Genomic DNA, 11,203 nt, shown 5'->3' with positions numbered 1-11,203 from the left:
ATCTCATATTCACGGATGACTCTATCTTCCGGAGCCTGCCCAGCCTGGCCAGTACGTAAAACAATGCGTACTAAACTGTTATTGAGTTCTTCTCGAATATACTTAACAAGTTCTAAGCCGGCATGCTCGCTCTCCATAACCACATCGACTAACGCTAAAGCAAGGTCTGTATGCTGCAGACAAATCTCTCTCGCTTCAATGCCAGAATATGCGGAAATCAGTTCGAGCTTGCGTCCCTCAAAAGAAAAGCCCGATAGTGCGAGACGTGTGATTTGATGCATCTGCTCATCATCATCAACAAGCAGGACCTTCCACACCGAGAGTTTGTGCGAACCTTCGTGTGCCCCATTTTGTGTATTTTTTTGTTCTCGATGATCAGCAAATAAGTCCATTTATCGGCCAAAAGTTGATTAACTACGATACTTTAGGTTTAGCACAAATTCGCAAGTTTATATCAGATTGTCGTGGCAAAAATACCCGGTGTTAAACTGACTTATTTGATATTAAGGACTGTTGAGCGCTCGACGAGCGTTGGTTCCAGTTGAACAACTTGTGCGTCTATAGCACCTTTTTCCAGTCGATTAAGCAGAGCTTCAACGGCCGCTTTACCTAAACGGTATTTGGGCTGGTGAATGGTAGTCAGAGACGGGCTCATAAACTTGGCAATGTGAATATCATCGTAGCCAATAATAGAGAGGTCTTGGGGAATGCGAATCCCTTTTTCATTAGCTGCATTGATCACCCCCATTGCCATCATGTCATTGCAAACGAAGATTGAGCTGGGCAATGAATCTTTAGCGAACATCTTATTGAATGCTTCATAGCCACCTTCACATTCAAAGTCCGCTTCAATGATCCAGTTTGCATTAAAGTCTAAACCAGCTTCATTCAGCGCACGCTTATAGCCCTCATAACGCATCTGCGCCTGATGTTTTACTAACGGACCAGTAATACAGCCTATCTGTTGATGACCTGACTCGATCAGGTATTTGGCTGCCAAATATCCACCGCGTAGCGAGTTGTCCTGAATCTTATCGCTGGTAAATAACATTGGCCCCCAGTCCATGACTACAACCGGAATATCAGGGTATTGTTCAAAGACATCAATGCGTTCACCTTCTAGCGACGAACACATCAGAATCAATCCATCTACCCGTTTTTGCAGCAAGGTATTAATGGATTCACGCATTCGTTCATTGTCACCTTCGGTATTACACAGGATCAGGTTGTAACCTTGTTGGTAACAGCTTCGTTCTACCCCCTTAACCACTTCGCCAAAGAAGGGGTTGGTCGACGTCGTCACCAACATACCAATCGTCTTAGTACGATTGACCTTAAGGCTTCTCGCTAAGGCTGACGGGCGATAGTTTAACTGCTGAGCAGCATTGTTAACGCGCAGCGAGATTTCCTCACTAACGAAGCGGGACTTATTAATGACATGGCTAACCGTTGAGGTCGAGACTCCGGCAAGTTTTGCGATATCTTTCATGGTCGCCATGTCATTTTCTCCATCAAATAACGATTATTAGTGCTTAACTGTGCTCAGCAAGAAAGGTATCAACTTCAGCTCTGGTTGGGATTGATGTCTGGGCACCAAAACGAGTTACTGAGATTGCCGCTGCTGCATGAGCGAATTTAATCGCTGATTTTAGAGGTAAATCTTCAAGTAGACCAGTGACCAATGCCCCATTAAAGGTATCTCCCGCCGCCGTGGTATCCGTTGCATCCACTTTAAAGCCAGTAATCAGCTCACCGCGTCCGTTTTCGCTTAACCACACACCTTTAGCGCCGAGAGTGATCATAACAATCTCAATACCTTTGCGGTGCAGTACATTCGCCGCTTCTTGCGCACTGTCGTCATCAATGACAGTGATACCAGTCAGCACCTCTGCTTCGGTTTCATTCGGAGTGATAACGTCAACACATGCCAATAACTCATCAGAAAGCTCACGTGCAGGTGCCGGGTTTAAAATAACATTAGTACGAGCTTCTTTTGCCACGCGACTCGCTTTTTCGATACCACTCATCGGCGTCTCTAATTGCATTAGCAGGTACTTGGCAGCACGAATACGTTCAAGATCAGGCTCAATGGCTTCAGCCGTTAAACGTGCATTCGCTTCTGCGGAAATACAGATGCTATTCTCACCACTATCAGAAACCTGAATCATCGCAATTCCCGTTGGACAATTCGGCTCCATTTTTACCCCAGCGATGTTAATGTTGTCCATCTTGAAGTTCTCACGGATATTGATGCCGAAAGCATCATCACCCACACAGGCGATAAAGCCAGTATCTGCGTTTAAACGGGCCGCTGCTACAGCTTGGTTTGCCCCTTTGCCACCCGGAATAACTTGGTAATTGCGACCATGAAGCGTCTCGCCTGGGCGAGGAAAAGAAGGCACTTGCAGAACATGGTCAGCGTTAACACTACCTAAAACCACTAACTTATTCATAAGGTAATCCTCGGCTCGATTGAGCCTCTCAAATGTGAACAGGAGTAATAGCGATAAGCTCTGCAACAAAACTTATGGCTATTCGCCCTCCCTGCATATTGATGGGAGGGCAAAATGGAACTTACTTAGTTACTACTTTCAAAGGTACTGGAATGTACTCTTCTACTTTGTCACCTTTCAGTACTTTATCCGCCGTTTCGATACCCAGAGCACCGATCAAATCAGGTTGCTGAGCAATTGTTGCAGATAGCTTGCCACGGTTAACTGCAGCAATGCCGTCATCGGTGCCGTCGAAGCCGACGATCATGACGTCTTTGCCTGACGCTTGTACTGCACGAAGTGCACCTAAAGCCATTTCGTCATTCTGAGCGAACACAGCTTGTACATCTGGGTTAGCAGCAAGTAGGTTCTCCATTACGTTCAAACCCTTAGTACGGTCAAAATCAGCAGGTTGGCTAGCAAGTACGTTCATATCACTGCCCTTAACAGCGTTCATAAAGCCTTCACCACGCTCACGTGCCGCAGAGGTGCCCGCGATACCCTCTAGCTGAATAACTTTTGCTTTCATGCCTACTTTTTCAACGATGAAATTACCGGCCATTTCGCCACCAACAACGTTGTCTGACGCAATGTGACTCACGACTTCACCACGGCTCGCACCACGGTCCAGAGTTAGCACTGGGATGTTAGAACGGTTTGCCATGCGAATCGCGTTTGATACCGCATCCGAATCCGTTGGGTTGATCAAGATCGCTTTCACACCACGAATTGTCAGATCTTCAATGTTCGATAGCTCTTTACTCGGGTCATTCTGAGAGTCGAGAACAATCAGGTCATAACCTAGCTCTTGTGCTTTCGCTTCTGCGCCATCTTTCATCGTTACAAAGAATGGGTTGTTCAGCGTCGACAGTACGATTGCCATCGTGTCTTGCGCCTGTGCTGAAACAGAAACGGTTGAAGAAAGTAGTGCAGCAGAAATTAAAGTTGCGAGTTTTTTCATTTTCTCAGTCCTTGTGTAGGGCGAGCCAAGACACGTCACTTGGCTCTATTTAGTTATGATTTACTTGTTTTTGTTGTCCACCAGTACCGCGAGCAAGATAACAACTGCTTTAGCGATCATTTGGTAGTAAGAAGAGACATCGAGTAGGTTCAGAGCGTTATTCAGGAAGCCAATGATCAGCGCACCAATCAAAGTGCCCATGATTCGACCTTTACCACCCATCAGGCTGGTACCACCCAGAACAACCGCTGCGATAGCATCCAGCTCATAGCCCATACCAGCTGTTGGTTGAGCAGAAGAAAGTCGAGAAGTAACAATGATGCCCGCTAGTGCAGCTAACAAACCACAAATTGCGTATACACCAATCTTCACGCGGTCAACGTTGATACCAGATAAGCGAGTAGCCGATTCATTACCACCCAGAGCATAAACGTAGCGGCCAAAACGCGTGTGATTCAGCAGGTACCATGCAGCGGCAAATACAATCACCATCAACCATACAGGCACCGGGATGCCAAGTGCGTAACCTGTACCAAACCAAGCGAACGCATCCGCTGTATCAGTAAAGCCTGTAGAGATTGGACGACCGTCGGTGTAAACCATGGTCACACCACGCAGCAAGGTCATAGTCACCAAGGTGGCGATAAACGCCTGCACCTTGCCTTTGGCAATGATGACACCACTGATTGCACCTAAGGCAGCACCAGCCAACAGAGCGGTTGGTACAGCGATGAGAACTGGCACCTCCATCGCAATCAGGCTGGCGGCAAATGCGCCACATAGTGCGAGCACTGAACCGACACTCAGGTCAATACCAGCAGTAAGGATGACCAGCGTCATACCAACAGCAATGATGGCGTTAACAGAAGTCTGGCGAAGAATATTCAGAATGTTGTCGACAGTGAAAAAGTTCGGGTTCAAAAACGACACAACAACAATTAAGAACAGAAGTGCGATGAGAGATTTTTGCTCAATCAACCACTCTTTGGTAAACAGCTTCTTGCTGTTGGTTGGTACTGGTTTGCTCATGGTATTGGTACTCATGCTGCTTCCTCATTAATCTTTTTGCCTACGGCACAGGCGAGTAGTTTTTCTTGGTCGGCGTCTTTTGCATCAAACTCACCGCTAATTCGGCCTTCATGCATCACCAGGATTCGGTCACTCATCCCTAACACTTCTGGCATCTCGGATGACACTAAGATGATGCTCATACCATCGGCTTTAAATTTGTTGATCAGTTGGTAGATCTCTTTCTTGGCACCGACATCAACACCACGGGTGGGCTCATCTAAAATCAGTACCTTAGGCTTAGTCATCAAGCCTTTTGCAATCGCAACTTTCTGCTGATTACCACCTGACAGGTTGCCAATAATCTGGTCTCGTGTTGGGGTTTTGATATTGAACAGTTTGATAAAATCTTCGACGGCAACAATCTCATCCTGATGCTGAATTCGACCACCAGCAGTTAGCTTGTCCAATGCACACAGCGACATGTTCTCTTTGACAGAGAGACCAAGAACCAAACCATCACCTTTACGATCTTCGGAAATGTAGGCGATGCCATTAGCCAAACCATCTTGTGGACTAACTGGATTGATGGTTTTGTTGTCGAGATTGATGACGCCACGCTCACTTGGCAATGCGCCGTAAATCACTTTCATCAGTTCGGTACGTCCCGCTCCCATCAGGCCAGAAACACCCAGAATCTCACCACGTTTGAGAGTAAAGCTGACATCGTGAATACCGGAGCCAGTTAAGCCAATCACTTCAAGACTTGTTTCACCATGACGAACATCAATTCGGGGATACTGCTCATCCAGTTTACGACCAACCATCATCTCAATCAGACCATCTTCATCGGTGTCCGATACCTGACACTGACCAATAAACTTGCCATCACGAAGTACGGTAATATCATCGCAGATTTCGAAGATTTCCTTGAGGCGGTGCGATATGTAAACAATGCCACAGCCCTGATCGCGTAACTCGTTAATGACTTTAAATAGCGACTCAGTCTCTGTATCCGTTAGCGCATCTGTAGGTTCATCCATAATGATGACCTTGGACTCGAATGACAGCGCTTTGGCAATTTCGACCATCTGCTGTTCACCTAAGCTCAGCTCACCAAGCAAAGTGCTTGAACTGTGCTTAACATTAAGACGCGCAAGTAGTTTGTCCGCCTCCTGGTACATCTTGTGCCATTGAATTCCACCAAATGCATTGGTGAACTCACGACCAAGGAAAATGTTTTCAGCAATTGTCAGTTCTGGAATAAGATTCAGTTCTTGGTGGATAATGCTGATACCCGCCTCTTGAGAATCACGCGGGCCTTTAAACGCAGCGCTCTCCCCTTGATAATGAATGGTGCCAGCATCTTTGCTGTATATACCAGTCAACACCTTCATCAAGGTTGACTTACCTGCGCCGTTCTCGCCCATAAGTGCCATAACACGTCCGGGGTAAACGTTCAGGCTCGCTTTGTCGAGAGCTTTGACACCAGGGAAAGCTTTCTCGATGGAACTCAACTGTAGGATGGCTTGAGTCATAACTCTTCCTTACAATCGCGAGGCTTAAAAAACCACGCCAGCTTGAAAAATTACGTTCGCATAAGGTGTACACTCACCTGTGCGAACCACGGCTCGGCTTTGCTGCGTACGCGCTTTAAACTCTTGATGAGAAACATAACTAATTGAAATCTCTTTTCCACTTAGCTCACTCTCTTTGCGCAACTGTTCGATTAGCGCCTCGTGATGTGCCGGACTCACCGAGGCAAATTCTTCAGCAATAACTACCCCTTCGATTTGGGATTCCGACAGGATGACCCTAACCGTTTCCAGGAATGAAGGGACACCATGTGTTAGGGCTAGGTCAATACGCTGTACATGCTCAGGAATAGGCAGGCCAGCATCACAAATTGTTATCTCATCGGTATGGCCTAAGGTGGCAACCAAATACGAAAGTTCTGAATTTATTAGGGTACTTTTCTTCATCTCATCGACCTATCAAATACACGTTTATCCAATGATGAGTCTTCTGTTCATTATCAGATTTCTTATTGAGAAAAAACTCATCGAAACGTTTCGATAGGATGATAATCGCTCACTTCATAAATTCGAGTCCCCTTTGTATAGAGTGTGAAATTGATCCTCTTTGATAGCTACTCTTCTACGTTCAAGGTGATTCAGATCACCCATCGAAACGTTTCGATATGCCATTTTCTAACTTTTTTCATTATCCAAACAACAAGCTTCAACCGTTTTAGGTATAGTGTGTACCATCAACATTATTTGGAATTTGGTATGAAAAAAGTCATCTTTTGTTTCGTTGCGCTTATGACGCTAACTGCTTGTCAAACTGAGGTCGGAACTCAGCAATGGTGTGATGAGATGGCAGATAAACCGAAAAGTGAATGGAATGCTCAAGGAGCAGTAGACTTCGCCAAACATTGTGTACTGCAGGATGCGGTAGGCAGTGAAGCATGGTGTAACGATCTTGAGGATACACCAAAAGGTGACTGGAGCGCTAACCAAGCCACCAGTTACGCTAAGCATTGTGTATTCTAAGCGCAAAGGTCTGGCAGATTGCCAGACCTATTTAATATCCCTAGGGGCGAAGCTAAACTCGTTCTTCCAAAGCGATATTGTTATTTGCCCATAACAGAGCCTGTAATCGATTCTTAGCGTTGATCTTTTTGAATATATTGTGCAAGTGGGTTTTCACAGTATTCTCACTGACAAACAGCTCTTCGGCAATTTGGATATTAGATGCACCATGACCAAGCAGGCGCATGATCTCTTTTTCACGTTTGGTCAGGTTGGCATACGCTTGTGAGGTAGTGACGGTATTAGCACAGCGGAAATGTTCAATGTAGTCCTGAGCCACTTTACGCGACAACCACATTTCATCATTCATGATCTTATCCATACCTTTAAGAAGCAGTGACACTTCATCATCAAGGTAGAAAACACCAACCAGATTACGCCATTTGAACAATTGACTGGAAGAAGCATCCGTCGGACAGTTAAAAACGATTTCTTTGATGCTTGATTCACTTTGCGCCTTAGCACTGTTGTAGCTTTCGAATTTGCTATCATCGAGATAGTGGTAATCAATTAGCACTAGATTCTCTAGTTGAGATTGACCGTCATCCATTCTCTGCAAGGTATCAGCCGTCACTATACTAACTTGCATCCCTAACCCTTTCTCTAAAGAGTCCTTCAGCAATTTGGATTGCATACTTACATCAGAAATCAGAGTAATTTTGTAGTTATCACGGTTAGTCATAGCGGAAGTCCCTGCGCATGTTGTCAATGGTTTAAAACTATCGTTTAGCAACAAATAGTCAACACGTTGATTAACCAAAATGATTAGCCACTGGTTAATTTATCTTTTTTTATCAATATCTTAAATGGACATTCTCACTTTTGAGAAGGTAGGAAGTTAGCCCCTGTAAACCAGAGGCTTAGTAACATTTTTACCAGAAGAATGACGGTTAAGACTAGAGAATTAAAAGGTGAAACGACGACGCCATACCGCAAGGCCACTCAAAAATAGTAGACCTAGCCAGTGAATAGAACCGCCCCCGCCTGAGTCGCCTGACGTACTAGAGCTTGAAATAGAGCTCAAATATGCAGTGCGCTGTGCGTCAGTAACGGTCACTTTAGGTGTCTCGCCCCCGGCCAGTACTGAAGCAATCCATGCTCGATGATCTGAAACTTCTGTAAATACTGAGTTAGCTGCTTTGGTTGGGTCACCACAGGTCAATGGACCAAAACTGGTTATCCCTACCTGTTTATCATCTACTCCATCGTTCCAAAACAATGGACCGCCTGAATCACCCTGACATGTTGCGTTATCAAGTCCATCTACCGTCGCCGCTCCATCCATACATAGGTTGGCAGAGATGTCGACGCCAAAGATATTACAGCTAGCATTTGCAACGTAACTTAACTGAGTCTCCTGAAGTTCATTCGTGTCATCCCGCCCAGATTGAGTATTACCATGACCAACAGCATAGAAAGGATCACCTGAGCTGGCACCACGATATTCTGCTTCATCGACAGAGTTGGCAAGGTCGGAATAATCCGTTACAGCGGTAATTCGCTCTTCGAGCTTTAAGATAGCGATATCATTAGCTAACGTATCGTCATCGTAGTTATCTGGGTAATAGTACTCATTGACCATTACTCGCTGAGTCACTGAATAAGGAAAGTCTGATTCATTTTGCAGTTGTGGGACAACGGAGGTAAATAGCTGTTTATTAGTACTGCCATAAATACAGTGGGCTGCCGTCAGTACATAGTACTCGGTAAGCAAGGTAGCTCCACAATATGGTGAGGTCCCATAAACACGATCGTAGTCGATACGATCGTACATTAAGCTGGTAAATGACGGATATTTGGTTGCACTAATATCTGAGCCATTAACAACGTAGGGGGTGAAGTCCTCACATAAGGCACTACTTGCGAATAAACTAGAAAGTAAAACTGCTAACTTTCGAACCACTGAAAACTCTCCTCATCATCGGTTTCCTATTAAGTATAAAAAAACCTCTCAGAATTGAGAGGTTTTAACATAAGAATTTACTTAGGTCACCTATTCTAACCTCGGTAGTACCTTTGCGGTACAAACGGCATCTTCTCAACCGTCATTGGTAACTTCTTACCGCGCACGTCTGCAAATAGTTCAGTGCCGATCGCAGCAAGGTCTGCACGCACGTAAGCCATAGAAACTGGTTTGCCTGCATTTGGACCAGCAGTACCACTGGTTACAACACCAACTTTATTATCTTCAGCATCGAATAACTCTGCGCCTTCACGGACAGGCGCTTTCGTCTGGCCAACAAGGCCGACACGCTTACGTGAAACATCCTTACTTTCAATCTGCTTAAGGATGATATCTGCGCCTGGGAAACCACCTTCACGCTCACCACCAATGCGGCGAACTTTCTGAATGCCCCATAGTAGGCTAGCTTCCACTGGAGTCGTCGTGGTATCAAGATCATGGCCGTATAGACACAGACCACACTCAAGACGTAGTGAGTCACGAGCACCAAGGCCGATCCACTCTACTTCTTCTTCACCCGTTAGCTTTTGTGCAAGCTCTTCAGCATGAGTGTTTGGTACAGAGATTTCGTAGCCATCTTCACCTGTGTAGCCACTGCGGCTGACGATACACTCTACACCAAGAATGTCGAGTTTCTTAACGTCCATAAACAGCATATCTGCCACTTCAGGGTTGAATCGCTTAAGAACGTCAACGGCTTTAGGGCCTTGGATAGCTAATAGAGCGCGGTCGTCTATGATTTCCAGCTCTACGCCAGAAGGCAGATGCGCCTCTAGATGATTGATATCCTGCTCTTTACACGCAGCGTTAACAACAACAAATAGATGATCACCTAAGTTAGCAACCATCAAGTCATCCATGATACCGCCCTGTTCATTGGTAAAGAAAGCGTAACGCTGATTACCTGAAGCAAGGTCAATGATGTCAACAGGAACCAGAGACTCAAGAAATGCAGCTGCGCCTTCACCATGCAGGCGTAGTTGTCCCATATGCGAAACATCAAATAGGCCTGCAGCATCACGTGTATGCAGATGCTCTTTCTTTACACCAAGTTTGTACTGAACCGGCATATCGTAGCCTGCGAAAGGAACCATCTTCGCGCCTGCTTCAACGTGCAGAGCGTGCAAAGGTGTTTTGAGTAGTTCTTGAGTCATTGTTGTCTCCATTTAGTCAGGTTCGTTTTCCATTCAAGGAAACCTTGTTTCCAATAATAAACACGAGTAGATAGAATTTGCACGATTAACAACAACAGAACCGTTCAAAATGTGACATTTAACATCATATTCACAATAACAACTGCAAATAAAACGCCATCTTGACCGAGAATTAGTCAAGATGGCGTTATTGTATTCACGCAAAAATCAAAAGCAACCGTTTGCATTCACTATAAGAAATTAACAAACAAATTACGTTATTTAGCGGTTACCCACAAAATGTGTGCGTCCTGGTCACTCGTGGAGATCAACATATGCCCCATATTCGCGTCGTAATAGACACTATCACCTTCGCTCATTTCAACAGGTTCATAGAACTCAGAATAGAACATCACAGAACCCGATAGAATCAACAGAAACTCCTCACCATCATGGCGGACCCAGTCACTGTATTCATCGAAGCTTCGAGCATGCACCTGACTCTTAAACGGCATCATCTTCTTGTTAGAGAGTTGCGTCGCGAGTAGCTCATGCTCATAGGTTGGTGTTGGATGCGGTTTACCCTGATTCGCCTTGGTAATATCCCTACGCCCTGTTGCAACCTTTTTCCTTGGTGGCTCAAAGAGTTGCGGCATATCTATCTGCAACCCAACCGCCAATTTTTGCATCGCCTGGAAGGTTGGAGAAATCTGTTCGTTCTCTATTTTACTTAGGGTAGAACGAGCGAGTCCAGTACGCTGACTGGCCTCTTCTAAGGTAATGCCAAGCTTGCCGCGAATGTCCTTAATTCGTTGCCCTAGTTTCAGCGGTTCAATGTTTTCGTCTGCCTCTTTAGCCAGAGTCAATGATGGGTACTCGTCAAAGATATCTTCGGGCATATTTCCCTCTTTATTTACTGCTACTTCCTGTCTCATTTTCATTGTGCACGAAGCGTAAAATGGAAGAAAGGTGCGAATGAGAAATAAACCGTGCTCTTGTTAACAAAAATAGAAACCTTGTTTCCAATAGGAAATTTTTGGTTGATTGTTCCT

The 11,203-nt window shown here is 45.2% G+C and carries 12 protein-coding genes; 1 reads left to right on the top strand and 11 read right to left on the bottom strand.

All coding sequences use genetic code 11. The features are described from left to right. The 7 genes from RH46_RS06185 to rbsD form a co-directional block, all read right to left on the bottom strand. Window positions 1–392, bottom strand: a 392-nt coding sequence (locus tag RH46_RS06185) for a response regulator (RefSeq protein WP_006878530.1), incomplete at its 3' end; no start/stop codon positions are given. Between the two features lie 101 nt (window positions 393–493). Further along, complete coding sequence (locus RH46_RS06180) at window positions 494–1,498, bottom strand: substrate-binding domain-containing protein (RefSeq protein ID WP_006878528.1); 1,005 nt, start codon at window positions 1,496–1,498, stop codon at window positions 494–496. A gap of 34 nt (window positions 1,499–1,532) precedes the next feature. Continuing rightward, window positions 1,533–2,453, bottom strand: a complete 921-nt coding sequence (gene rbsK / locus RH46_RS06175) for a ribokinase (RefSeq protein WP_006878526.1) — start codon at window positions 2,451–2,453, stop codon at window positions 1,533–1,535. 121 nt (window positions 2,454–2,574) lie between these two features. After that, a complete protein-coding gene (gene rbsB, locus RH46_RS06170) occupies window positions 2,575–3,453 on the bottom strand; it encodes a ribose ABC transporter substrate-binding protein RbsB (RefSeq protein ID WP_006878524.1) in 879 nt (292 codons plus the stop codon). A 60-nt stretch (window positions 3,454–3,513) separates the two neighbouring features. Beyond that, a complete protein-coding gene (rbsC, locus tag RH46_RS06165; protein WP_006878523.1) occupies window positions 3,514–4,497 on the bottom strand; it encodes a ribose ABC transporter permease in 984 nt (327 codons plus the stop codon). Beyond that, entirely contained in the window at window positions 4,494–5,999 is a 1,506-nt protein-coding gene (gene rbsA / locus RH46_RS06160) for a ribose ABC transporter ATP-binding protein RbsA (protein WP_006878522.1), read from the bottom strand. The genes rbsC and rbsA overlap by 4 nt, the downstream gene beginning before the upstream one ends. A gap of 24 nt (window positions 6,000–6,023) precedes the next feature. Beyond that, window positions 6,024–6,443, bottom strand: a complete 420-nt coding sequence (gene rbsD / locus RH46_RS06155) for a D-ribose pyranase (RefSeq protein ID WP_006878521.1) — start codon at window positions 6,441–6,443, stop codon at window positions 6,024–6,026. Between the two features lie 309 nt (window positions 6,444–6,752). On the opposite strand from rbsD, the gene RH46_RS06150 reads away from it, so the two are divergent. Further along, window positions 6,753–7,016, top strand: a complete 264-nt coding sequence (locus RH46_RS06150; RefSeq protein WP_006878520.1) for a DUF3012 domain-containing protein — start codon at window positions 6,753–6,755, stop codon at window positions 7,014–7,016. Window positions 7,017–7,068: 52 nt separating this feature from the next. On the opposite strand, the gene RH46_RS06145 is transcribed toward RH46_RS06150, so the two are convergent. From RH46_RS06145 to RH46_RS06130, 4 genes are all read right to left on the bottom strand, one after another. Beyond that, complete coding sequence (locus RH46_RS06145; protein ID WP_006878519.1) at window positions 7,069–7,737, bottom strand: LuxR C-terminal-related transcriptional regulator; 669 nt, start codon at window positions 7,735–7,737, stop codon at window positions 7,069–7,071. A gap of 222 nt (window positions 7,738–7,959) precedes the next feature. Further along, window positions 7,960–8,958 (bottom strand): S1 family peptidase, encoded by a 999-nt coding sequence (locus RH46_RS06140; RefSeq protein WP_006878518.1) that lies wholly within the window; start codon window positions 8,956–8,958, stop codon window positions 7,960–7,962. A gap of 95 nt (window positions 8,959–9,053) precedes the next feature. Next, window positions 9,054–10,172, bottom strand: a complete 1,119-nt coding sequence (gene gcvT, locus RH46_RS06135; protein ID WP_006878517.1) for a glycine cleavage system aminomethyltransferase GcvT — start codon at window positions 10,170–10,172, stop codon at window positions 9,054–9,056. Between the two features lie 257 nt (window positions 10,173–10,429). Further along, complete coding sequence (locus RH46_RS06130; RefSeq protein WP_006878516.1) at window positions 10,430–11,050, bottom strand: helix-turn-helix domain-containing protein; 621 nt, start codon at window positions 11,048–11,050, stop codon at window positions 10,430–10,432. Between the last annotated feature and the right edge of the window lie 153 nt (window positions 11,051–11,203).

It is taken from the genome of Vibrio brasiliensis LMG 20546, from assembly GCF_000189255.1.
Lineage (GTDB): Bacteria > Pseudomonadota > Gammaproteobacteria > Enterobacterales > Vibrionaceae > Vibrio > Vibrio brasiliensis.
The sequence above is the reverse complement of the archived record's forward strand: the minus strand, read 5'-3'. Positions and strand labels throughout refer to the sequence as shown.